Origin of the sequence: Streptomyces sp. NPDC052020 (assembly GCF_040680575.1) — a bacterium.
Classification (GTDB): Bacteria; Actinomycetota; Actinomycetes; order Streptomycetales; family Streptomycetaceae; genus Streptomyces.
Genome location: NZ_JBFAWY010000023.1, coordinates 1 through 22175, shown reverse-complemented (window position 1 = coordinate 22175; position 22175 = coordinate 1). Strand labels below are relative to the sequence as shown.

Here is a 22175-nt window from a genome sequence, read left to right as displayed (position 1 = left end):
ACACCCCGGGCCCGATTTTTTTTCGGGTTTCCCCGGACCGGCCGGTACCTCAGGCGACGAGCTCGCCGAAGGCGTCCTCCCGGTCGCCTCCGAAGCTGAGGGCCTCGTCGTCGCGCAGCCGGCGCAGCGACCGCCAGATGCTGGACTTCACCGTGCCGACGCTGATGCCGAGGATGTCCGCGATCTCCGGGTCCGTACGTCCTTCGTAGTACCGCAGGACCAGCATGGTGCGCTGGGTCTCGGGCAGCCGGGCCAGCGCCTGCCACAGGACCGTGCGCAGTTCGGTGCCGCGCATCGCGTCCGTGTCACCGGGCGTCTCCGGCAGTTCCTCGGTCGGGTACTCGTTGAGCTTGCGGCGCCGCCAGGCGCTGATGTGCAGGTTGGTCATGGTGCGGCGGAGGTATCCGCCGACGGCCGCCTTGTCGCTGATCCGGTCCCACGCCTTGTACGTCGAGAACAGCGCGCTCTGGAGCAGGTCCTCGGCCTCGAAGCGGTCGCCGGTCAGGTGGTAGGCGGTCGCGTACAGGGAGGCGCGGCGCTCGCGGACGTAGGCGGTGAACGCCGCCTCGGTGTCCACGGCCTCCGCCGGCGAACGGCGCTCCCCCGGTGCCTCCCCGTACGCGGTTCCCCCGTGCGTCTCCCCCGTGTGCGCGTCGGCCGGCGCGACGGGCTGGAGCCCTTGCTGGCCGTACGCGGTGTGCTGGCGCCCGGCGCCGCGCGCGCACCCTCGCCCTCCCCCGGGCTCCCGGCCGCGCTCCAGCAGGGAGGTTCCCCCGCCCGCACCGGGCTTCTCCGAACCCCGGTGCGTGTGCATGTCGTGCAGACGCGTGACCACTGCGCCGCTGGTGATGGTGCCGTGCAGCGTGTTCATCTCGCGCCCCCCGTCATGGACTTCCGGCGTTCTGCGTACTGTCGTGCCGGGCGGCCCGCCGGTCCGTCCGGCCCGATGGGATGTGCCCGCAACCCAAGAGCCTGCCGTGCCCACTTCATGGCCGTGTCCGCCGACTGTCACAGACCTGTCACAACGGTTCGCCCCGCGAAGGCACGTTTCCTCACCGGCGGCGCGGGCGGGGCACGGCGCGGTGCCGGGCCCGGGGGCGGCCCTGTCCTGCGGGCCGCCCGGTCGAACAGCACGGCCCGCATGGGCCAGAATGAGGCCCGTGCCTTCCCTGTTGCTGATCGAGGACGACGACGCCATCCGTACGGCCCTGGAGCTCTCTTTGACGCGCCAGGGACACCGGGTGGCCACCGCTGCGAGCGGTGAGGACGGTCTGAAGCTGCTGCGCGAGCAGCGCCCGGACCTGATCGTGCTGGACGTGATGCTGCCCGGCATCGACGGGTTCGAGGTGTGCCGGCGCATCCGGCGCACGGACCAGCTGCCGATCATCCTGCTGACCGCCCGGAGCGACGACATCGACGTGGTCGTCGGCCTGGAGTCGGGCGCCGACGACTATGTCGTCAAGCCGGTGCAGGGCAGGGTCCTCGACGCCCGGATCCGGGCCGTGCTGCGGCGCGGGGAGCGGGAGTCCAGCGACTCGGCGACCTTCGGCAGCCTGGTCATCGACCGGGCCGCGATGACCGTCACCAAGAACGGCGAGGACCTCCAGCTCACCCCCACCGAGCTGCGGCTGCTGCTGGAGCTGAGCCGGCGGCCGGGGCAGGCGCTGTCGCGGCAGCAGTTGCTGCGGCTGGTGTGGGAGCACGACTACCTCGGTGACTCGCGGCTCGTGGACGCCTGTGTGCAGCGGCTGCGCGCCAAGGTCGAGGACGTGCCGTCCTCCCCGACCCTGATCCGTACCGTGCGCGGTGTCGGCTACCGGCTGGATCCGCCTCAGTGACACGGGAACACCAGGGGGGTTCGCGCGGCTGGGCCGCGGCGCGCAAGGGAGTCTGGTCGCGGCTGCGCCTGACCAGCCTGCGGCTGAGGCTGGTCGTCGTCTTCGGACTGGTCGCGCTCACCGCGGCCGTGTCCGCGTCCGGCATCGCGTACTGGCTCAACCGGGAGGCGGTGCTCACCCGCGCCCAGGACGCCGTACTGCGGGACTTCGAGCGGGAGATGCAGAACCGGGCCGGCGCCCTGCCCGAGCGCCCCACCCAGGACGAGTTGCAGCGCACCGCGAGCCAGATGGCCGGCAGCGGCCAGCGCTTCAGCGTGCTGCTCGCCGCGGCGGGCCCCGACGGCAGGACGGTGTACGGCGCTTCCGGCGGTCTCGGCGGCTTCACGCCGGCGGACGTGCCGGCGTCGCTGCGCGAGGCGGTGGACAAGCGGCAGAAGATCACCGCGGCCAACAAGCACGCCTACCACCTGTACTGGCAGCGGATCGTCGACGACGGCACCCCGTATCTGGTGGCCGGGACGAAGGTGATGGGGGGCGGACCGACCGGTTACATGCTCAAGTCGCTGGAGCCGGAGGCGAAGGACCTGAACTCGCTGGCCTGGTCGCTGGGGATCGCCACGGGGCTGGCGCTGATCGGTTCCGCGCTGCTCGCGCAGGCCGCCGCCTCGACCGTCCTCAAGCCCGTGCAACGGCTCGGGGTGGCCGCGCGGCGGCTGGGCGAGGGCAGGCTGGACACCCGGCTGAGGGTGTCCGGCACCGACGAACTGGCCGATCTCTCGCGCACGTTCAACAGTGCCGCGGAGGCGCTGGAGAAGCGGGTGGCGGACATGGCCGCGCGGGAGGCGGCCTCGCGGCGGTTCGTGGCGGACATGAGCCATGAGCTGCGTACCCCGCTGACCGCGATCACCGCCGTGACGGAAGTGCTGGAGGAGGAGCTGGAGTTCGAGGGCGGGGGCATCGATCCGATGATCGAGCCGGCCGTACGGCTGGTGGTGAGCGAGACGCGGCGGCTGAACGACCTCGTGGAGAACCTGATGGAGGTCACCCGCTTCGACGCGGGCACCGCCCGGCTGGTCCTGGACGACGTCGACGTCGCCGACCAGATCACCGCGTGCATCGACGCCCGTGCCTGGCTGGACGCCGTGGAGCTGGACGCCGAGCGCGGCATCCACGCCCGGCTCGATCCGCGCCGCCTGGACGTGATCCTCGCCAACCTGATCGGCAACGCGCTCAAGCACGGCGGCTCGCCGGTGCGGGTGTCGGTGACGGAGTCGGACGGGACAGGCGCGGAAGGCCCGGAAGGCCCAGGGGGCCCGGCGGGCGCGGAGGACGCGGAGGACGCGGAAGGCCCCGGGGGCGCGGACGGCGCGCAGGTCGTGATCCGGGTGCGGGACCACGGGCCCGGCATCCCCGAGGACGTCCTGCCGCACGTCTTCGACCGGTTCTACAAGGCGAGCGCCTCCCGGCCGCGCTCCGAGGGCAGCGGGCTCGGCCTGTCCATCGCCCTGGAGAACGCGCACATCCACGGCGGCAGCATCACCGCCGAGAACTCTCCCGAGGGGGGCGCGGTGTTCACGCTGCGGCTGCCCCGGGACGCCTCGAAGCTGACCGAGCCGGACCCCGCGGAGGGCGCGGGCGGCGCGGGCACCGGGGGCGAGGGCACGGACGCGAAGGGGCGGGGCCGATGACCGTACGCCGTCTGCTGGGGCTTCCCGTGCTGGCCGTGCTGCTCGCCGGGTGCGGCATCCGGCCCACGGAGGTGCCGACGGACTTCGGTCCGGCGCCCTCGCGGGTGCGCTGCGCGCCGCCCGAGACGGCGGCGCGGTCCACGCCCGGGACGCCGGTGCAGGTGTTCCTGGTGTGCGGGGCGTCGCTGGTGGCGGTGGACCGCGCGGTGCGGGTCCCGGACGGCGTGACGGGCCCGCAGCGGCGCCTGCTGCTGGCGCGGGGCCTGCTGGACCGGCTGGCCGAGCCGCCGACGGCCGCGGAGAAGGAGTCCGGGTACGGCACGGAGGTGCGCGGCGGGACGGCCCTGACCGGTCCGCGCCCCGGCGACCCGGAGGACACGCTGCGGCTCGGCGTCTCCCCGGCGGACCTCACCGCGTACGCGCTGTCCCAGATCGTCTGCACGCTCTCCCACTCGGCCGCGGCCGAGGGCGGCGGCTCGGTGGTCCTGGGCGGCCCGGGCGGGCAGCCGCCGCGCCGCTACACCTGCACGGACGAGGTCCGCGTCCGCCCCGGCGGGAGCGGACCGCCCTCCAGCGCGGTCGCCGGCGGATGACGGACGGGCTCCGGGCGGACCGGGCAAGGCGGCGCCGGTCGCACATGTGTGCGTGTGGCGTATGACTCATCCGAGTGGGCGGGGGCGGGGCGGAACCGATCCCGCCGGGCGCCGCGTCTAGGGGGGCGTGCAGCGTCAAGGCTCCATCGGCGGCAGCGCCGTGATCCGCATCCGTGTGACGGGGGGTGCCCTCCTCGCCGCGCATCTCGCGCTCGTCGCCTGGTGCACGCTTCGGCCGCTGGACGTTCCGTGGGTGATGCCCGCCAATGTGCACCCGCTCGCCGGCATCCGGGCCGACCTGGCACTGGGCTGGCCGGAGGCGGCCCGGCGCATCGGCGAGGGGCTCGCCCTGCTGGCGCCGCTCGGCGTGCTGCTGCCGATGGCGGGCGGGCGGCTGGGTGTCTCGCCGCTGGCCTCGCTCTTTCGCACGGTGGCCGCGGGGGCGCTGCTGTCGCTGGCCATCGAGCTGCTGCAGACCGGGGTGCCCGGCCGGGTGGTGGACATCGACTCCCTGCTGCTGAACACCGCGGGCGTTGCCCTCGCGCATCTGCTGGTGGTGCCCGCGGGCCGGGCCTGGGTCCGTCGCAGGTCCGCCCGCCGATGCGGCGCGGGCCTCCTCCAGAAGGAGGCGCCTCAGGGGCGGACCCCGACGATTCCCAGGGTCGGGATCGCCCCGTAGAGCGACGCTTTGGCCCGTTCGTCTCCGTAGCGTGGGGGCAGAAGGAAACAGTCGGCCCGCCGGCCGGATCGACGTCCGGGGACGTCCGGGGCACCCGTCCCGCCGCGCCGGCTGAAGCGCCTACAGGGGAACGACCGAACGACACCAAGGAGCCGCGATGTCCCGCCTCGCCCGACCCACCGACGGCCGCATGATCGGGGGAGTCTGTGCCGCACTGGCGCGGCGCTTCGGCACCTCCGCCACGACCATGCGCGTGATCTTCCTGCTCTCCTGCCTGCTGCCGGGCCCTCAGTTCCTGCTCTACATCGCTCTGTGGGTGCTGCTCCCCTCGGCGGACAAGGCTGCCCGCACGGCCTGGTGAGCGATACGGCCCCGACACATGCCGACGGGGCGCATCCGGGCGGACCGGATGCGCCCCGTCGGCGCATGAGGGCTGGGCGAGCGGCTCAGATGAGGGGGAGGGTCACCGGCAGCTTGTTCACCGGCACACCGCCGAGAAGGCCGGCGAGCGGGTCGATCGGGCTCTGGGGGAGCTTCTGGGCGGTCGGCTGGACGGCGGCCAGGCCGCCCTCGGCCGCCCTCTCGCCCTGCGTCAGCGCCTCACCCGCGCCCGGCAGCGACCGGGCCAGGCTCTCCACCGGCAGCGTCCGGGTGATGGGGTCCAGGGCCTGGCCCGGGTCCGGCGCGCCACCGACGGCACCGGCCGTGCCCGCGCCCGCGGCGGCGAAGGCGGCACCGAGGGCGGCGGCACCGAGGGTCTTGGCAACAGACTGCTTCATGAAAATGCGTCCTCGAAAAATGGATGACAGGGATGAGCGGTGCTCGACCGTAAACACGAGGCACCACCCGCCGCAAACATCGAATTGAGGACGGATTGTGAAAGCCCGTCCGCATGTACGGGACCCAGCCCCTCCAGAACGACCCCCGCCGCCTTCATCAACGCTGGTGAAGGCGGACTACCGGAACAGCCATTCGGATTTCAGCTCGGCATACCCGGGCTTGATGACGTCATTGATCATGGCCAGTCGTTCATCGAAAGGAATGAACGCTGATTTCATCGCATTGACGGAGAACCACTGCATGTCGTCGAGCGTGTAACCGAATGCCTCGACAAGATGCTCGAATTCCCGGCTCATGCTGGTGTGGGACATCAGCCGGTTGTCCGTGTTGACGGTCGCGCGGAAATGCAGGCGGCGCAGCAGCCCGATGGGGTGCTCGGCGTACGAGGAGGCGGCCCCCGTCTGGAGGTTGGAGCTGGGGCACAGCTCCAGCGGGATGCGCTTGTCACGGACGTAGGAGGCGAGCCGCCCGAGCGTGACCGAACCGTCCTCGTGCACCTGGATGTCGTCGATGATGCGCACCCCGTGCCCCAGCCGGTCGGCGCCGCACCACTGGAGCGCCTGCCAGATGGACGGCAGGCCGAACGCCTCTCCGGCGTGGATGGTGAAATGATTGTTCTCCCGCTTGAGGTACTCGAAGGCGTCGAGGTGGCGGGTGGGCGGGTGACCGGCCTCGGCGCCGGCGATGTCGAAGCCGACGACACCCACGTCCCGGTAGCGGTTGGCGAGTTCGGCGATCTCCAGGGAGCGGGCCGCGTGCCGCATGGCGGTCAGCAGCGCGCCGACGCGGATGCGGTGGCCGGCCTCCTTCGCCCGCCGCTCGCCCTCCCGGAAGCCCTCGTTGACGGCCTCGACGACCTCTTCCAGGGTGAGCCCGCCCTCCAGGTGCTGCTCGGGGGCGAAGCGCACCTCGGCGTAGACGACGCCGTCGCGCGCGAGGTCCTCGGCGCACTCGGCGGCGACGCGGACCAGCGCCTCGCGGGTCTGCATCACGGCGACGGTGTGGGAGAAGGTCTCCAGGTACCGCTCCAGGGACCCGGAGTCGGCGGCCTCCCGGAACCACAGGCCGAGCTTGTCCGGATCGGCGTCCGGCAGCTTCGCGTAACCGGTGGCGCGGGCGAGTTCGACGATGGTGGCCGGGCGCAGCCCGCCGTCGAGGTGGTCGTGCAGCAGAACCTTGGGCGCCCGGCGGATCTGGTCCGGCGTCGGGCTCTTCGCGGTGCTCTGGCTCGTCATTTCCGCACTGTAACTCCTACGCGCGTAGAAGGCGCCGGTTGTTGGAGGCGGTGCGGCGGTGTACGAATCGTGGTGCGGCGGTGTACGAATGCGTCGATACGTAACGGTGACCGCACGGACGGGTGGCGTACACCCGCTCTTCTGAGACTGTTCTGTCATGGCACAGCAAGCGACGCCGGCGCGCACGGCACGACTGGGGCGGGCGCTCGGTCCGGAGCCGACGCCGGTGAGCGGCGTGGTCCTGCTGCTCCCCGGCGGTGACGAGGTGTCGAGCCGCCGGCCCTCTCCCCTGGTGGCGACCGCGTCGATGCGCGCGCTGGGCCGCCGCCTGTCGCGCGCGGGGCGGGCCGAGGGCCTGGCCGCGCACGTCGTGCACTACCGCTGCCGCGGCTGGAACGGCAGCGAGGCGCGTCTGGCGCGGGACGCCTCCTGGGCCGCCGACGAGGTGGTACGGCGCTACGGGGACGTGCCCGTCTGCCTGGCCGGTGTCGGCATGGGCGGCCGGGCGGCGCTGCGCGCGGGCGGGCACGACGCCGTCGGCGCGGTGGTCGCCCTCGCCCCGTGGCTGCCGGAGGAGGACATGGCGGCGTCGCCCGAACCGGTGAAACAGCTCGCCGGCCGGCATGTGCTGATCGTGCACGGCACGAACGACGCGCGGAGCGATCCCGAACTGTCGTTCCGGCTGGCGGCCCGCGCGAAGAAGGCCAACCGGGACGTGTGCCGGTTCGAGGTCCACTCCGACGGGCACGGGCTGCACCACTACCGCGACGAAGTCCTGGCCCTGGTCGAGGACTTCGTGATGGGCGTGCTGTTCGGGCGGGCGTTCTCGCGGCCGGTGGCGGACGCGCTGGCGGCCCCGCCGCCGCTCGGGCTGCGGATGCCGCTGGCGGCGGGGTTCGGCACCTCTTTGCGGCGGTAGAGCGCCGCCGGGGCGCACCGCACGGCAGCTCTCCGCGGCAAAGGCGCCCGCCGGGACTCACCGTTCACGGCAGGCGCGGGCAGCGCGTCGCCGCCGGGAGCCGCGCCGCCCCGTGTGGCGCCCCTCAGTGGGGGAGCAGGTTGCCCCGTCTGGACAGCAGGAACCTCTTGAACGCCGCCACCGGTGGCGTGTCCGGGCGGCCCGCCAGCCAGGCCACCCCGATCTCGCGGGCCGCGCGCGGGGCCGTGACCGTCAGTTCGGCCACGCCCGGGCGGGGCACGGCGGGCGGCGGCAGCAGGGCGACGCCCAGACCGGCCGCGACCAGACCGCGCAGCGTCTCGGCCTCCTCCCCCTCGAAGGCCACCCGCGGCCGGAACCCGGCCTCCTGGCACAGGGCGTCGGTGATGCGGCGCAGCCCGTAGCCGGGCTCCAGGGTCACGAACATCTCGTCGGCGGCCTCGGCCAGGCGCACGCGCCGGCGGGCGGCCAGGCGGTGGTCGGCGGGGACGACCAGGCGCAGCTTCTGCTCGTCGAGGCGGCGGGCGACCAGGTCCGGCGCGTCGGGGACCGGGGAGGTCAGGCACAGGTCCAGTTCCCCGGCGCGCAGCCGCTCCAGCATCGCCTCGCCGTAGTTCTGCACCAGGCTGAAGCGGACGCGCGGATGATCGGCGCGGAAGGCGTGGAGCAGCCCGGGCACGGTCTCGGCGCCCATGGTGTGCAGGAAGCCGAAGGCCACCTTGCCGGTGGCCGGGTCGGCGTCCGCGCGGACCTCCTCGGCGGCCCGCTCGATCTCGGCGAGGGCGCGTTCGACGGAGGCGAGGAAGGTGCGCCCGGCGGGGGTGAGGGAGACCGTGCGGCCGCGGCGGGCGAACAGGTCGACGCCCAGGTCCTGTTCGAGGCGGACCAGGGCGCGCGAGAGGGTCGACTGGGGGACGTTCATCTCCTGCGCGGCGCGCGTGACGTGCTCGGTGCGGGCGACGCCGGCGAAGTGGGCCAGGCGTGGCGCGAGCAGCGCGACGATGTCTTCTGTGTCACCGGACGGTGACAGGCGACCCTGTGACCTCTGCTGATGCACCATGGGAACGATTATGGCGATTCCATGCATTGGACGGATCAGCGGGCGCCTCCGTACGGTCCCGGTATGACTCCCGCCAGTACCGGGGCGTCCACCACCGTGGGCGCCGCCTCCGCCGTCTTCGCACCCGACTCCGCCTCCCGCTCCGGGGCCAGCTCCGAGTCCCGTATGTCCCCCGGCGGGCCCGGCTACCGCCGGATGAGCCTCGCCCTGTTCCTCGCGGGCGTCGCCACCTTCGCCCTGCTGTACTCCACCCAGGCCCTGCTGCCGCTGATCTCCGGCGACTTCGGCGTGAGCGCGAGCGACGCGAGCTGGACGGTGGCCGCCGCGACCGGTGGTCTGGCGGTGTCCGTGCTGCCGATGAGCGCGCTGTCGGAGCGCTTCGGGCGGCGTACGGTCATGACGGCGTCGCTGGCGGTCGCGGTGACCGTGGGGCTGCTGGTCCCCTTCGCCCCCTCGCTGCCCGCGCTGGTGGCGCTGCGGGCGGTGCAGGGCGCGGCGCTGGCCGGGCTGCCGGCCTCGGCGACGGCCTACCTCGCGGAAGAGGTGACGCCGAAGGCGCTGGTCACCGCCATCGGCCTGTTCGTGGCCGGCAACAGCGTCGGCGGGATGAGCGGGCGCATCGTCACCGGCTGGGTCGCCCAGGAGTGGGGCTGGCGGGTCGCCGTCGGCGTGGTCGGGGCGCTCGCGGTGGCGTGCGCGGTGGCCTTCCGGCTGCTGCTGCCGAGGCCGAGGCACTTCCACCCGGGCTCGCTGCGCCCGCGGGTGCTCGCCCGCACGGTCCGCGACCACCTCGCCAACCCGCTGCTGCGCCGCCTGTACGCGATCGGCGCCCTGTTCATGACGGTGTTCGGCGGCGTCTACACGGTGATCGGCTACCGCCTGGCCGGGGCGCCGTTCTCGCTGCCGCAGGGCATCGTCGGCTCCGTCTTCCTCGTCTACCTGGTCGGCACGGTCTCGGCGTCGGCCGCCGGCCGCCTGGTGGGCCGCCTCGGGCGGCGCGGGGCGCTGTACCTGGCGGGCGGTACGACGGCGGCCGGGCTGCTGCTCTCCCTGGCGCCGTCCCTGCCGCTGGTCCTGCTGGGCCTGGTGCTGATCACGGCGGGCTTCTTCGCGGGGCACGCGGTGGCGTCGTCGGCGGTCGGCAAGACGGCGGCGCACGGCCGCGCCCAGGCGTCGGCCCTGTACCAGTCCGCGTACTACGTCGGCTCCAGCGCGGGCAGCACGGTGGGCGCGGTGGCCTTCCACGCCCAGGGCTGGGCCGGGACGGTCGCCGTCGGGCTGCTGGCCGTGCTGGGCGTCGCGGCCATCACGCTGCTCGGGTCGCGGGCGGCGCGGCGGGAGCGGTACGCCGTGACGGCCTGACCCGCGGCCGCGCGCCTTAGCGGCCCGGCCTTTCCCGGCTCCGGAAGCCGTTGTCAGTGCCCTGCGGTAGCTTCCCCAGTGCGAGGCGCGAACACGCGCACGAGGGACGGCCACAGGGGTGGGTGGACGATGACCAACGGCACGGCGGCGACCGCGGAGCTGGACTCGGCGCTGGAGCGGCACCGGGTGGAGCTGACCGGCTACTGCTACCGGATGCTCGGCTCCTCCTTCGAGGCGGAGGACGCGGTGCAGGACACCCTGGTGCGCGCCTGGCGGAGCTACGACAGGTTCGAGGGCCGCTCCAGCCTGCGTTCCTGGCTCTACCGCATCGCGACCAACGTCTGCCTGGACATGCTGGCCGCGGGCAGCAAGCGCGCCCGGCCCATGGACCTGACGGAGTCGACGCCGCTGGCCCGGGCCGCCCTGTCGCCCCGCCCGGACCACACCTGGCTGGAGCCGGTGCCGGACGCCCGCGTGCTGCCGGCCGTCCAGGACCCAGCGGAGGCCGCGGTCGCCAAGGAGTCGGTGCGGCTCGCCTTCATGGCCGCCCTCCAGCGGCTGCCGCCCAAGCAGCGGGCGGTGCTGATCCTGCGCGAGGTGCTGGCGTGGAAGGCGAGCGAGGTCGCCGAGCTGCTGGGCACCTCGGTCGCCTCCGTCAACAGCGCCCTTCAGCGGGCCCGCGCCACGCTGGCCGAGCGGGCGGACCGGGGGGCCGACGCGGCGGTGTCCGACCCGCTGGACGAGAAGCAGCAGCAGCTGCTTGAGCGCTATGTCGCCGCGTTCGAGGGATACGACATGACGGCCCTGACGGCCCTGCTGCACGAGGACGCCGTCATGACGATGCCGCCGTTCGACCTGTGGCTGGCCGGCCCCGCGGACATCACCGGCTTCATGACGACGCTCGGCGCCTCCTGCGCGGACTCCCGGCTGGTGCCCGTGCGGGCCAACGGGCTGCCGGGGTTCGCCCACTACAAGCCGGACCCGGAGGCGGGCGGCTTCACGCCGTGGGCGATCCAGGTTCTGGAGATCTCAGACGGCCGGATCACCGGTTTCCACTGCTTCCTCGACACCCGGCGGTGGTTCCCGCTGTTCGGGCTGCCCCTCCGTCTCGAAGCCGAGGCCGGTCAGGCCGAGCAGGGCCTGTAGGGCCGGGCCGGGGTCACGCAGCCGTATCCGGCCCCCGGCTCGCCTCGCGGTGAGCTCCAGGCGGGCCAGCAGCTCGACGACGGCCAGCCCCGGCGGGCCGAGCCCGCCGACGTCGCAGACGACGACGGAGGCCCCGGTGGTCTCCAGCAGCGCGCGCACCTCGCCGCAGAGCCGGGGCAGCTCCTGCGGGGAGAGGGCGTCCGGCAGCACGAGTACGGCGGGTGTCACGGCATCCACCTGCGGTAGACCCGGGGTGGTCGCCGAACTCATCGGTGCGGGGACGGGTCCCGTGGGCGACGGCCCCGGTGAAGATCACATTGACCTGCCGGCGCCGCGCACCCGGAGAATTGCCTGCATGCCCCACATACCCGCTCCGGCCGTGCTGCCCGACGCCCCCCTCTTTGCCGGGGAGGCGCCGTGCAAGGGGTGCTGACGGGGTTCGCGGTCATCGCCGTCGTCATCGGCGTCGGTTATGTCCTGGGCCGGGGCGGCCATCTCGGCGAGCAGGGGCGCGAGGTGCTGACCCGGCTCGCCTTCCATGTGGCCTCACCGGCGCTGCTGTTCACCACGCTGGCGCGGGCGGACCTGTCGGTGGTGTTCTCCGACCGGCTGCTGGTGACGGCGCTGAGCACGGCCGCCGTGATGGGGGTGTTCATCGCCGTCGGCGTCGTACGCCGCTGGGGCGTGGGCCGGACCACGATCGGCGCGCTGTGCTCCGGTTACGTCAACTCCGGCAACCTCGGCATCCCCATCGCCGTGTACGTCCTCGGGGACGCCTCGCTGGTGGCGCCGGTGCTGCTGTTCCAGCTGGTCGCCCTCGCCCCGCTCGCGCTGACGATCCTGGACCTGGCGGGCGGCGACGGGAAGGACCCGCTGTGGCGGCGGCTGCTGACGCCGCTGCGCAACCCGATAGCGGTCGGGGCGCTGGCCGGGGTCGCGGTCGCGGCGAGCGGGCTGCGGGTGCCGGACCCCGTGATGGACCCGTTGGAGCTGATCGGCAACATGTCCGTCCCGGCGGTCCTGCTGGCCTTCGGGATCTCCCTGTGCGGCAGCGCGATGCCCCTGCGCGGCGCGGACCGGCGGCCGGTGCTGCTCGCGGTCGCGCTGAAGTCGGTGGGCCAGCCGGCGGTGGCCTGGGCGCTGGCGGCGGGGGTGTTCGGGCTGCGGGGCGCGCAGTTGCTGGACGTGGTGGTGACGTCGGCGCTGCCGACCGCGCAGAACATCTTCACGTACGCGTCGGCGTACCGGGTGGGCGAGCGCGTCGCCCGGGACGCGGTCCTGGTGTCGACGGTGGTGGCGGTACCGGTGCTGGTGGGGGTGGCGGCGGTGCTGGGGTGACGGCAGGTCAGTCGACGGGGAACTCGCCGGTGTGGAGGGTGAGGCCGAACGGTTCCGGGAGCTTGATCGGGTCACCGAACTTGGCCGCGCTCAGAACCCGGTACACGTCACCCTTCGGCTCTCCGTAGAGGGTCGCGGTCGGACCTCCGGGAGCCCAGCGGTCGACCAGAAGGCAGAACGGGAGGCCGGCCGTCGCGTAGGCGGCGGGCTTGCTGACGCGGTCGTGGCGGGCGTTCGACGTGGAGGTCACCTCGACCACGAGTTCGGCGAGGGCGGCGGGGATGTGGGAATCCGCCTCCGCGCATTCCTCCACGGGCGCGACCAGCAGGTCCGGGATGAGCATGCCCAGCCGCGTGGGCACAGCGATGGCCTGGGTCTGGAAGATCTCCAGGTTCTCGGGGATCACGGAGTACAGGCGACGCTGGATGCGGGCCGCGATCACGTTGTGGCGGGACGCGGGAGCGGGTGACACGGTGATGACCCCTGATCTCCACCTTGCTGCCCTCAGGCCATTCCATCTCCTCCCAGAACCGGACCAGGTCGTCCCAGCCCTGCTCGGGGTCGTGGCTGACGGTGAGTGCGCCCATGGCGATCTCCTATCGGTGCGTCACCGATCCCAGCATGCCGAACGGGACCGGCGCAGGTCCACCGGTCCCGTTCACAGGGAAAGCGCAGGTCAGGCGATACGTTCCAGCACCACCGGCGAGGCGGTGAAGGCCGTGTCGGCGGGGGCGATGTCGTACGAGCCCGCCAGCGCCGCGAGGGCGTACTCGAAGCGCTCGGGGGTGTCCGTGTGGAGGGTCAGCAGGGGCTGGCCCTGGGTCACCCGGTCGCCGGGCTTGGCGTGCAGCTCCACGCCCGCGGCGGCCTGCACCGGGTCCTCCTTGCGGGCGCGTCCGGCGCCCAGGCGCCAGGCGGCGACGCCGATGTCGTAGGCGTCCAGGCGGGTGAGGACGCCGGAGGCCGGCGCCGTGACCACGTGCCGCTCGCGCGCCACCGGCAGTTCCGCGTCCGGGTCGCCGCCCTGGGCCGCGATCATGCGGCGCCAGACGTCCATGGCGGAGCCGTCGGCGAGGGCCTTCGCCGGGTCGGCGTCCTTGATCCCGACCGCGTCGAGCATCTCGCGGGCGAGCGCGAGGGTCAGCTCGACGACGTCCGCCGGGCCGCCGCCCGCCAGGACCTCGACGGACTCGCGGACCTCCAGGGCGTTGCCCGCCGTGAGGCCGAGGGGGGTGGACATGTCGGTGAGCAGGGCGACCGTCTTCACGCCGTGGTCGGTGCCGAGCCCGACCATGGTGGAGGCGAGTTCACGGGCGTCGTCGAGGGTCTTCATGAAGGCGCCGCTGCCGACCTTCACGTCCAGCACCAGCGAGCCGGTGCCCTCGGCGATCTTCTTCGACATGATCGAGGAGGCGATGAGCGGGATGGCCTCGACCGTGCCGGTCACGTCGCGCAGGGCGTAGAGCTTCTTGTCGGCGGGGGCCAGGCCGTCGCCCGCCGCGCAGATGACCGCGCCGACGCCGTCCAGGACGGACAGCATCTCCTCGTTGGACAGCAGCGCCCGCCAGCCGGGGATCGACTCCAGCTTGTCCAGGGTGCCGCCGGTGTGGCCGAGGCCGCGGCCCGACAGCTGCGGGACGGCGGCGCCGCAGGCCGCGACCAGCGGGGCCAGCGGCAGGGTGATCTTGTCGCCGACGCCGCCCGTGGAGTGCTTGTCGGCGGTCGGGCGGGACAGCGCGGAGAAGTCCATGCGCTCGCCGGAGGCGATCATCGCCGCGGTCCAGCGGGCGATCTCGCGGCGGTTCATGCCGTTGAGGAGGATGGCCATCGCGAGGGCCGACATCTGCTCGTCGGCCACCTCCCCGCGGGTGTACGCGTCGACGACCCAGTCGATCTGCGCGTCGCTGAGCTCGCCGCGGTCCCGCTTGGTGCGGATGACGGAGATGGCGTCCATGGCCATGGGTGGTTCCTTCCAGGAGTGCGAAGGGGGAAGGGGAAACGCGCGGCCCCTCCGAGCGGTCGGTCGCGGCTCGGAGGGGCCGTGCAAGGGTCATCCGGTGAGATGGTCCGGACCGAACGCCTGCGGGAGCATCTCCGACAGCGGCAGGACGCCCGCCGGGGTCTGAAGCAGCAGCTCCGGGCCGCCGAACTCGTACAGCAGCTGGCGGCAGCGCCCGCAGGGGACGAGGACCTCGCCGTGGCCGTCCACGCAGACGAAGTGGGTCAGCCGGCCGCCGCCGGTGAGCTGGAGCTGGGAGACCAGGCCGCACTCGGCGCACAGGCCGATGCCGTAGCTGGCGTTCTCCACGTTGCAGCCCGTCACCGTGCGGCCGTCGTCGGCCAGGGCGGCGGCGCCGACCGCGTACCCGGAGTACGGGGCGTACGCCCGGGACATGGCGTCCCGGGCGGCCCGGCGCAGCGCCGCCCAGTCGGCGCCGGTCACTTGCCCTGTCCCTTCCGGTACGGCAGGCCGTCCGCCTTCGGCATCCGCAGGCGCTGCGCGGACAGGGCGAGGACGACGAGCGTGACGACGTACGGCGTGGCGGAGACGACCTGGTTGGGGACCTCGTCGGTGCTCGCGTACCAGGCGAAGACCAGGGCGCCGACGACCACGGTGACCACGGCCTTGACGTACGCCTTGCGGACCGCGAACCAGATCGCCCCCGCGAGCAGCAGCAGCGCGCCGAGCAGCAGCAGCGCGTGGACGTTGGCGGAGCCGCCGCGCAGGTTGAGGCTGTCGGTGTAGCCGAACAGGCCGGCGCCGATGGCGAGGCCGCCCGGCATCCAGTTGCCGAAGATCATCGCCGCGAGGCCGATGTAGCCGCGGCCGCTGGTCTGGCCCTCCAGGTAGAAGGGGTTGGCGACGATGGAGAGGAAGACGCCGCCGAGCCCGGCCAGACCGCCGGAGATGATCACGGCCAGGTACTTGTACTTGTAGACATTGACGCCGAGGGACTCGGCGGCGACCGGGTTCTCGCCGCAGGAGCGCAGGCGCAGGCCGAACGGGGTGCGCCACAGGATCCACCAGGTGGCGGGGATCAGGGCGACGGCGATCAGGGTCAGCCAGGAGACGTTGGTGACCAGGCCGCCGAGCAGGCCGGCGAGGTCCGAGACCAGGAACCAGCCCTTGTCGTTGAGGTCGCTCAGCGCGTCGGACAGTCCGGGCACGGTGAAGTGGCCGAGGGAGTCCACCGCCGGGGACTGCTTGGCGGAGCCGCCGGGCTCGCCCTCGAAGGCGAGGGGGGCCAGGTAGCGGGTGGCGCCCAGGGCGAGGATGTTGAGGGCCACACCGGAGACGATGTGGTTGACGTTGAAGGTGACGGTGACGATCGCGTGCAGCAGGCCGCCGAGCGCGCCGCCGATGATGCCGACCAGGACGCCGGTCCACGGGCCCCACTGGAAGCCGGCCCAGGCGCCGAACCAGGTGCCGAGGATCAGCATGCCTTCGAGGCCGATGTTGACGACGCCCGCGCGCTCGGCCCACAGGCCGCCGAGACCGGCCAGGCCGATGGGGACGGCGAGCTGGAGCGCGGTGGACATCTGGCTGACGTTGGTGATGCCGTCGGCGCCGGTGATGATGCGGACGAGCGAGGTCAGCGCCAGGGCTCCGGCGATGACCAGCAGCAGGACGGGCAGCGACAAGCGGCGGCCGGTCGGTGCCGCGGGCCGCAGCGTGGGCTGGTTGACGTCGGTCGCCGTGGTCTGCGGGGTGGTCATCGGCCAGCCACCTCCTTCGTGGTGTCGGTGTCGGCGCCCAGGACGTGCCCGGCGGCCAGTTCGGCGCCGACGCGGCGCTGCTGGCGGCGCAGGCCCCACTCGCGGACGGCCTCGTAGGAGACGACGACCGAGAGCACGATCAGGCCCTGCATGATGACCGCGATCTCCTTGTCGTAGCCGTGGAAGTCCAGCTCCGGCGACGCCTTGTCGAGCCAGGCCCACAGCAGGGCGGCGAAGGCGATGCCGACCGGGCTGTTGCGGCCCAGCAGGGCGATGCCGATGCCGAGGAAGCCGATGCCGGTGGGGAAGTTGAGGCTGTAGGTGTGGGTGTCGCCGAGCAGGATCGGCAGGCCCGCGAGACCGGCGATGGCGCCGGAGATGAGCATGGCGGTCAGCACCATGCGCTTGGGGTCGACGCCGCTGGCCGCGGCGGCGGACTCCGAGGCGCCGGAGGCGCGCAGGTCGAAGCCGAAGCGGGTGCGGTTGAGGACGACCCAGTAGCCGATGCCGAGCAGCACCGCGAGGAACACCAGGCCGTAGATCTCGCCGGCCGCGCCCAGGTCGATGCCGGGGATCCAGCCGGAGTCGTGCATCTCGCCGGTGGTGTTGTTGTTGCCGACCTTGACGCCGAAGACGTCCGGCAGCCAGAGGTAGCCGATGACGGAGGTGGCGATCGCGTTCAGCATGATCGTGGCGACGACCTCGCTGACCCCGCGGGTGACCTTCAGGACACCGGCGATGCCGGACCAGAACGCGCCGGTGAGGGCGGCGGTCAGCAGCAGCAGCGGGACCTGGAGGAAGGCCGGCAGGGCGGCGTGGGCGCCGACGATCGCGGTGAGCATGGCGGCGAGCTGGTACTGGCCGTCGACGCCGATGTTGAACAGGTTCATCCGGAAGCCGATGGCGACCGCCAGCGCGGCGACGTAGTACATCGACGCCTGGTTGACGATGAGGACCTGGATGTCGGAGAACCCGGCCTGCTCGAACATGAGGGCGAACGGCTCGACGGGGTTCTTGCCCGAGGCGATCAGCGCGATCGCGCTCAGGACGAAGGCCACGGCGAGCGCGATGACCGGACCGGCCACCGCGAGGAGCACGCGCTCCTTGTCGAACTTCTTCATCAACGGGCCTCGTCTTCCCTGCCCGGGCCGGCGGCCGGGGGCTCTTCGTGTTCGAGGTGGCCGGTGGCGGCACCGGTCATCGCCGAGCCGAGCTCCTCGGGGGTGATGGAGGCCGGGTCGGCGTCGGCGACCAGCCTGCCGTCGTAGATCACGCGGAGGGTGTCGGACAGGCCGATCAGCTCGTCCAGGTCGGCGGAGATCAGCAGCACCGCCAGTCCCTCGCGGCGCGCCTCGCGGATGTGGTCCCAGATCGCCGCCTGCGCGCCGACGTCCACACCGCGGGTGGGGTGCGCGGCGATCAGGAAGCGCGGCTGGTGGCTCATCTCGCGGCCGACGATCAGCTTCTGCTGGTTGCCGCCGGACAGGGAGGCGGCGGTGACGTCGATGCCCGGGGTGCGGACGTCGTACGTCGTCACGATCCGCCGGGTGTCCTCCTGGGCCGCCTTCGGGTCCAGCCAGACGCCCTTGGCGTTGGGCTTCTCGGTGACGTGGCCGAGGATGCGGTTCTCCCAGAGGGGGGCCTCCAGGAGCAGGCCGTGGCGGTGGCGGTCCTCGGGGATGTAGCCGACGCCCTGCTCGCGGCGCTTGCGGGTGGTCCAGCCGGTGATCTCCTCGTCGCCGAGGCGGATCGTGCCGGAGTCGGCGTGGCGCAGCCCGATCAGCGCGTCCACCAGCTCGGTCTGGCCGTTGCCCTCGACGCCCGCGATGCCCAGCACCTCACCGGCGTGGATGGTGAAGGTGACGTCGTCGAGCAGGGCCTTGCCGCCGGGGGCCGCCAGGCGCAGCTTCTCGACGGTGAGGACGGGGCGGTCGGTGACGGTGGACTCGGCGGTCTCCGGGGTGGGCAGCTCGCTGCCGACCATCATCTCGGCGAGCTGGCGCGGGGTCGTCTCGGCGGGCACGGCCGTGCCGACCGTCGTGCCGCGGCGGATGACGGTGATGTCGTCGGCGACCGAGAGGACCTCGCCCAGCTTGTGGGAGATGAAGATGACGGACAGGCCCTCCGACTTCAGCTCGCGCAGGTTGTCGAAGAGGGCGTCCACCTCCTGCGGGACGAGGACCGCGGTGGGCTCGTCCAGGATCAGCGTGCGGGCGCCGCGGTAGAGGACCTTGAGGATCTCCACGCGCTGGCGGGCGGCGACGCCGAGCTCCTCGACCACGGCGTCGGGACGCACGCCGAGACCGTAGCGGTCGGAGATCTCCTGGATCCTGCGGCGGGCCTTGGAGCCGATGCCGTACAGCTTCTCGCTGCCCAGCACCACGTTCTCCAGCACCGTCAGGTTGTCGGCGAGCATGAAGTGCTGGTGGACCATGCCGATGCCGCGGGCGATGGCGTCGGCCGGCGACGAGAAGCTCACCTGCTCGCCGTCGATCGCGATGGTGCCCTCGTCCGGCTTCTGCATGCCGTAGAGGATCTTCATCAGCGTCGACTTGCCGGCGCCGTTCTCGCCGACGAGGGCGTGGACGGTGCCCTTGCGGACGGTGAGGTGGATGTCGTGGTTGGCCACGACACCGGGGAAACGCTTCGTGATCCCGGCGAGCTCGACGGCGGTCACCTGACCGTTGACCGCCGCGCCGGCCGGAGGGCTGCTGGACGCGTGGATGGCGCACTCTCCTGGGGACGGGGGTCATCTACACGCGTAGCGCCCCTACGGCATCGAAACGAGCGGCGCACCGAGCAACGGGGTACGGGGAGGCGGGCCTCCCCGTACCCCGCTGCGCGGACGCAACCCGGCGGTTGCACGCTGTTCGAGGTGGTGCAGTATCAGCTGCTCTTGACCTTGATCTCGCCGCTGATGATCTTCTCCTTGGCCGTCTTGATGGCTTCCTGGAGCTCGGCGTTCCGCGCGAACTTCGGGTTGGAGTCCGACAGGCTCACCTCACCGCTCTTCAGATCGCCCCTGACGATACCGGTCTGCGGCTTGCCGTCCTTCACGGACTTCGCGAGGTTGTACACCGCCTTGGCGACGTCCTTCATCGCCGAGGTGAGGATGGAGTCCTTGTACTTCGCGAGGGCTTCCTGCTGGTACTGGTCGGAGTCGACGCCGATCGCCCACACCTTGTTGGCGGCGGCGGCCTCGATCACGCCCTGTCCGGACAGACCGGCGGCAGCGTAGACGACGTCGGCCTTCTTCTCGATCTGGCCCTCGGCGGCGGTCTTGCCCTTGTCCGGGCTGGAGAAGCCGCCCTCCTCGGCCGTCTGCGTCAGGTACTGGGAGAGGACCTTGACCTTGGGGTCGGTGTCCTTCACGCCCTGCTCGAAGCCGGCCTGGAACTTGTGGATCAGCGGGACGTCCACGCCGCCCACGAAGCCGACGACCTTGCTCTTGGTGGACTTGGCGGCGGCGACACCGGCCAGGTACGACGCCTGCTCCTCGGAGAAGACGAGGTCGGCCACGTTGTCGGCGTTGACCGTGGAGTCGTCCACGATGCCGAAGGTCGTGTCCGGGTACTTCTCCGCGGCGCCCTTCATGGCGGTGGCGTACGCGTAGCCGACACCGACGACCGGGTTGTAGCCCTGCTTGGCCAGGGACTCCAGGCGCTGCTGCTTGTCCGCGTCCGTCTCGCCCTCGGTGGGCTCGATGTCGGCGGTGGTGTAGTCGAACTCCTTCTTCGCCCGCTCCAGGCCGGCGAAGGCGGCGTCGTTGAAGGACTGGTCACCCTTGCCGCCGACGTCGTAGGCGATGGCGAGGCCCTTGTCGCCCTTCGACTCCGACGACCCGGAGGTCGAGGTACCGCCGCAGGCGGAGAGCGCGAGGGCCAGGGAGGCGGTCGCTGCGCCTGCGACCGTGATCCGGGAAATCCGGCGCATGTGGTGCTCCTGTCGTGCTAGCGCCGGACGGTTCGGCTTCGGCGCTGACTTCGCCGCAGATTAACGCGCGTAGACCTACCTGAAAACCCCTTCTGTCCACCTTGTTATCCGCCCGTGGCCAACCGGCCGTGCGCGGCGCGCCGAGTGTTGCCGACCGCAAAGGAAGGGTGGCGGCGGGTAACCGGGCGGCGGGACGGCCGACCGGGCGGACACCGGCGGCACCCGCCCGTTTCGTCAGCGTCCGGTCGCTTTCATCCGATCGGCCGGTACGGCTGCCGGTACGGCTCGGGGCGCGGGCGGGCGAGGGGGCGGATGACCGGCAGCGGGCGGGCCGGGGCGGGCGAGGTGGTACGGGCCGGGGGCCTGGGCCGGACGGGGGGCGGGGCCGGTTGGTGCGGGCCGGTGTTCACCGGCGCGTCGGCCCCGCCGCGCGCGTCACTCGGTGCGGACCTTGATGGAGCCGTCGATGATGCCCGCCTTCGCCTTCGCGACGGCGTCCTTCAGGCCCGGGACGGCGGCGAACCGCGGGTTGCTCTCGGTCAGGCCGACGCCGTTGACCTTCAGGTCGAAGGTCTGGGTGCCGGTCAGCGGCTTGCCGTCCTTCACGGACTTGGCCAGGGCGTACACCGAGCCGCCGACGTCCTTGGTCGCCGAGGTGAGGATGGAGTCCTTGTACTTCGCGAGGGCTTCCTGCCGGTACTGGTCGGAGTCGACGCCGATCGCCCAGACCCCGGCCTTGGCGGCGGCCTCGATCACCCCCTGTCCGGACAGGCCGGCGGCATGGTAGACGACGTCCGCCTTCTTCTCGATCTGGCCCTCGGCGGCGGCCCTGCCCTTCTCCGGGCTGGAGAAGCCGCCCTCCTCGGCCGTCTGCGTCAGGTACTGGGAGAGGACCTTCACCTTGGGGTCGGTGTCCTTCACGCCCTGCTCGAAGCCGGCCTCGAACTTGTGGATGAGCGGGACGTCCACGCCGCCCACGAAGCCGACCGACTTCGTCCTGGTGGCCTTCGCGGCGGCGACACCGGCCAGGTACGACGCCTGCTCCTCGGCGAAGACCAGAGAGGCGACGTTCTTGCCCTCGACCACGGAGTCGACGATGCCGAAGGTGGTCTTCGGGTACTTGGCGGCCACGGCCTTCATCGCCGGACCGTAGGCGAACCCGACGCCGATGACCGGGTTGTGGCCCTGGCGCGCCAGGGACGCCAGGCGCTGCTCCTTGTCGGCGTCCGTCTCGCCCTCGGTGGGCTCGATGTCGGCGGTCTCGTAACCGAACTCCTTCTTCGCCCGCTCCAGGCCCGCGTACGCGGCGTCGTTGAAGGACTGGTCGCCCCGGCCGCCGATGTCGTAGGCGATGGCGAGACCCTTGCCGCCCTTCGCGCCGCTGTCGACGCTGTCCTTCTCGCTGCTGGTGCTGCCGCAGGCGGTGGCGGCGAGGGCGAGCGACGCGACCCCCACCGCGGCGCGGGTCAGTCTCGGTATCCGGCGCATCTGAAGTTCCCCATTCTTCACAACCCCGCAGCGGATGCTCGGTTCGGCGCACATTAACGCGCGTAGAAACCCCTGGGAACGGGGTTCCCCGGGGCCGTTATCCATTCGTGCCGGTGGCCGGTTACGGCCCGGTGAACCACCGGTTCGAAGGGGAACGAAAGGGCGCCAACGGGGCACCGGTCAGCCGGCGGCCCGCCCGGCCGCCGCCGGGACGGGCCGGGGCCGGCTAGCTGTTCTGTCCGGGGAGGTTGTGGACGGGTGAGCCAGGTCTCGGCTGGGGGATCTTGAACGGGTGAGGGCCTTCCGGTTCGGTGTGGATTG

General features: G+C 72.5%; 21 protein-coding genes and 1 pseudogene. 9 read left to right on the top strand and 13 right to left on the bottom strand.

The window, feature by feature from the left end; translation table 11 throughout:
- Positions 1-49 precede the first annotated feature (49 nt).
- Complete coding sequence (locus tag AB0L74_RS22785; RefSeq protein ID WP_365655192.1) at positions 50-871, bottom strand: SigE family RNA polymerase sigma factor; 822 nt, start codon at positions 869-871, stop codon at positions 50-52.
- Between the two features lie 289 nt (positions 872-1160).
- Here AB0L74_RS22785 and afsQ1 point away from each other — a divergent pair, with 289 nt between their 5' ends.
- From afsQ1 to AB0L74_RS22760, 5 genes are all read left to right on the top strand, one after another.
- Positions 1161-1838: a two-component system response regulator AfsQ1 gene (afsQ1, locus tag AB0L74_RS22780; protein ID WP_006133375.1), complete on the top strand. Its 678-nt coding sequence runs from the start codon at positions 1161-1163 to the stop codon at positions 1836-1838.
- Complete coding sequence (locus AB0L74_RS22775; protein ID WP_365655189.1) at positions 1835-3526, top strand: HAMP domain-containing sensor histidine kinase; 1692 nt, start codon at positions 1835-1837, stop codon at positions 3524-3526. Before afsQ1 ends, AB0L74_RS22775 begins: the two co-directional genes overlap by 4 nt.
- Entirely contained in the window at positions 3523-4119 is a 597-nt protein-coding gene (locus AB0L74_RS22770) for a hypothetical protein (protein WP_365655186.1), read from the top strand. Before AB0L74_RS22775 ends, AB0L74_RS22770 begins: the two co-directional genes overlap by 4 nt.
- Before the next feature lie 127 nt (positions 4120-4246).
- Positions 4247-4798, top strand: a complete 552-nt coding sequence (locus AB0L74_RS22765) for a VanZ family protein (RefSeq protein ID WP_365655183.1) — start codon at positions 4247-4249, stop codon at positions 4796-4798.
- A gap of 157 nt (positions 4799-4955) precedes the next feature.
- Positions 4956-5159: a PspC domain-containing protein gene (locus AB0L74_RS22760; RefSeq protein WP_365655178.1), complete on the top strand. Its 204-nt coding sequence runs from the start codon at positions 4956-4958 to the stop codon at positions 5157-5159.
- An 85-nt stretch (positions 5160-5244) separates the two neighbouring features.
- Here AB0L74_RS22760 and AB0L74_RS22755 read toward each other — a convergent pair whose 3' ends face one another.
- Together AB0L74_RS22755 and AB0L74_RS22750 are read right to left on the bottom strand one after the other, a co-directional pair.
- Complete coding sequence (locus AB0L74_RS22755) at positions 5245-5577, bottom strand: ATP-binding protein (RefSeq protein ID WP_365655175.1); 333 nt, start codon at positions 5575-5577, stop codon at positions 5245-5247.
- 177 nt (positions 5578-5754) lie between these two features.
- Positions 5755-6873 carry an adenosine deaminase gene (locus AB0L74_RS22750; protein WP_365655172.1) on the bottom strand — a complete coding sequence of 373 codons (1119 nt, stop codon included), beginning with the start codon at positions 6871-6873 and terminating at the stop codon, positions 5755-5757.
- A 157-nt stretch (positions 6874-7030) separates the two neighbouring features.
- Between AB0L74_RS22750 and AB0L74_RS22745 the strand changes: the two genes are divergently transcribed.
- A complete protein-coding gene (locus AB0L74_RS22745) occupies positions 7031-7792 on the top strand; it encodes an alpha/beta hydrolase (protein ID WP_365655168.1) in 762 nt (253 codons plus the stop codon).
- A 124-nt stretch (positions 7793-7916) separates the two neighbouring features.
- Here the strand turns inward: AB0L74_RS22745 and AB0L74_RS22740 are convergent, their stop codons facing one another.
- On the bottom strand, positions 7917-8870 hold the full coding sequence (locus AB0L74_RS22740; RefSeq protein ID WP_365655165.1) for a LysR substrate-binding domain-containing protein: 954 nt from the start codon (positions 8868-8870) through the stop codon (positions 7917-7919).
- 63 nt (positions 8871-8933) lie between these two features.
- Here AB0L74_RS22740 and AB0L74_RS22735 point away from each other — a divergent pair, with 63 nt between their 5' ends.
- Positions 8934-10232 carry an MFS transporter gene (locus AB0L74_RS22735; RefSeq protein WP_365655162.1) on the top strand — a complete coding sequence of 433 codons (1299 nt, stop codon included), beginning with the start codon at positions 8934-8936 and terminating at the stop codon, positions 10230-10232.
- Positions 10233-10361: 129 nt separating this feature from the next.
- Positions 10362-11378 carry a sigma-70 family RNA polymerase sigma factor gene (locus AB0L74_RS22730; RefSeq protein ID WP_365655159.1) on the top strand — a complete coding sequence of 339 codons (1017 nt, stop codon included), beginning with the start codon at positions 10362-10364 and terminating at the stop codon, positions 11376-11378.
- Here AB0L74_RS22730 and AB0L74_RS22725 read toward each other — a convergent pair.
- Positions 11262-11648, bottom strand: coding sequence for an STAS domain-containing protein (locus AB0L74_RS22725; protein ID WP_365655156.1), 387 nt, complete (start codon positions 11646-11648; stop codon positions 11262-11264). The two genes, AB0L74_RS22730 and AB0L74_RS22725, sit on opposite strands and share 117 nt — an antisense overlap.
- Before the next feature lie 147 nt (positions 11649-11795).
- Between AB0L74_RS22725 and AB0L74_RS22720 the strand changes: the two genes are divergently transcribed.
- On the top strand, positions 11796-12716 hold the full coding sequence (locus AB0L74_RS22720) for an AEC family transporter (RefSeq protein WP_365655153.1): 921 nt from the start codon (positions 11796-11798) through the stop codon (positions 12714-12716).
- A 7-nt stretch (positions 12717-12723) separates the two neighbouring features.
- Here AB0L74_RS22720 and AB0L74_RS22715 read toward each other — a convergent pair.
- From AB0L74_RS22715 to AB0L74_RS22680, 8 genes and pseudogenes are all read right to left on the bottom strand, one after another.
- Positions 12724-13303: pseudogene (locus AB0L74_RS22715) on the bottom strand (Uma2 family endonuclease).
- Between the two features lie 89 nt (positions 13304-13392).
- Positions 13393-14676: a thymidine phosphorylase gene (locus AB0L74_RS22710; RefSeq protein WP_365655149.1), complete on the bottom strand. Its 1284-nt coding sequence runs from the start codon at positions 14674-14676 to the stop codon at positions 13393-13395.
- A 90-nt stretch (positions 14677-14766) separates the two neighbouring features.
- Positions 14767-15159, bottom strand: coding sequence for a cytidine deaminase (locus tag AB0L74_RS22705; protein ID WP_365655146.1), 393 nt, complete (start codon positions 15157-15159; stop codon positions 14767-14769).
- Positions 15156-16433 carry an ABC transporter permease gene (locus AB0L74_RS22700; RefSeq protein WP_365655143.1) on the bottom strand — a complete coding sequence of 426 codons (1278 nt, stop codon included), beginning with the start codon at positions 16431-16433 and terminating at the stop codon, positions 15156-15158. The genes AB0L74_RS22705 and AB0L74_RS22700 overlap by 4 nt, the downstream gene beginning before the upstream one ends.
- Entirely contained in the window at positions 16430-17554 is a 1125-nt protein-coding gene (locus AB0L74_RS22695; protein ID WP_365655140.1) for an ABC transporter permease, read from the bottom strand. The genes AB0L74_RS22700 and AB0L74_RS22695 overlap by 4 nt, the downstream gene beginning before the upstream one ends.
- The gene (locus AB0L74_RS22690) at positions 17554-19110 is read right to left on the bottom strand and encodes an ABC transporter ATP-binding protein (protein WP_365655137.1); all 1557 of its coding nucleotides are present in this window, start codon (positions 19108-19110) and stop codon (positions 17554-17556) included. Before AB0L74_RS22690 ends, AB0L74_RS22695 begins: the two co-directional genes overlap by 1 nt.
- A gap of 209 nt (positions 19111-19319) precedes the next feature.
- Positions 19320-20366 carry a BMP family ABC transporter substrate-binding protein gene (locus AB0L74_RS22685; RefSeq protein ID WP_365655134.1) on the bottom strand — a complete coding sequence of 349 codons (1047 nt, stop codon included), beginning with the start codon at positions 20364-20366 and terminating at the stop codon, positions 19320-19322.
- A 435-nt stretch (positions 20367-20801) separates the two neighbouring features.
- Positions 20802-21854 carry a BMP family ABC transporter substrate-binding protein gene (locus AB0L74_RS22680; protein WP_365655131.1) on the bottom strand — a complete coding sequence of 351 codons (1053 nt, stop codon included), beginning with the start codon at positions 21852-21854 and terminating at the stop codon, positions 20802-20804.
- Positions 21855-22175: the final 321 nt, after the last annotated feature.

Excerpts from the sequence above, each read along its gene's own strand:
- AB0L74_RS22730 (WP_365655159.1), top strand. The coding sequence starts at position 10,362 with ATGACCAACGGCACGGCGGCGACCGCGGAGCTGGACTCGGCGCTGGAG.
- AB0L74_RS22740 (WP_365655165.1), bottom strand. The coding sequence starts at position 8,870 with ATGGTGCATCAGCAGAGGTCACAGGGTCGCCTGTCACCGTCCGGTGAC.
- AB0L74_RS22710 (WP_365655149.1), bottom strand. The coding sequence starts at position 14,676 with ATGGCCATGGACGCCATCTCCGTCATCCGCACCAAGCGGGACCGCGGC.
- AB0L74_RS22700 (WP_365655143.1), bottom strand. The coding sequence starts at position 16,433 with ATGACCACCCCGCAGACCACGGCGACCGACGTCAACCAGCCCACGCTG.
- AB0L74_RS22685 (WP_365655134.1), bottom strand. The coding sequence starts at position 20,366 with ATGCGCCGGATTTCCCGGATCACGGTCGCAGGCGCAGCGACCGCCTCC.
- AB0L74_RS22680 (WP_365655131.1), bottom strand. The coding sequence starts at position 21,854 with ATGCGCCGGATACCGAGACTGACCCGCGCCGCGGTGGGGGTCGCGTCG.
- AB0L74_RS22760 (WP_365655178.1), top strand. The coding sequence starts at position 4,956 with ATGTCCCGCCTCGCCCGACCCACCGACGGCCGCATGATCGGGGGAGTC.
- AB0L74_RS22750 (WP_365655172.1), bottom strand. The coding sequence starts at position 6,873 with ATGACGAGCCAGAGCACCGCGAAGAGCCCGACGCCGGACCAGATCCGC.
- AB0L74_RS22755 (WP_365655175.1), bottom strand. The coding sequence starts at position 5,577 with ATGAAGCAGTCTGTTGCCAAGACCCTCGGTGCCGCCGCCCTCGGTGCC.
- AB0L74_RS22745 (WP_365655168.1), top strand. The coding sequence starts at position 7,031 with ATGGCACAGCAAGCGACGCCGGCGCGCACGGCACGACTGGGGCGGGCG.
- AB0L74_RS22785 (WP_365655192.1), bottom strand. The coding sequence starts at position 871 with ATGAACACGCTGCACGGCACCATCACCAGCGGCGCAGTGGTCACGCGT.
- AB0L74_RS22695 (WP_365655140.1), bottom strand. The coding sequence starts at position 17,554 with ATGAAGAAGTTCGACAAGGAGCGCGTGCTCCTCGCGGTGGCCGGTCCG.
- AB0L74_RS22735 (WP_365655162.1), top strand. The coding sequence starts at position 8,934 with ATGACTCCCGCCAGTACCGGGGCGTCCACCACCGTGGGCGCCGCCTCC.
- AB0L74_RS22725 (WP_365655156.1), bottom strand. The coding sequence starts at position 11,648 with ATGAGTTCGGCGACCACCCCGGGTCTACCGCAGGTGGATGCCGTGACA.
- AB0L74_RS22770 (WP_365655186.1), top strand. The coding sequence starts at position 3,523 with ATGACCGTACGCCGTCTGCTGGGGCTTCCCGTGCTGGCCGTGCTGCTC.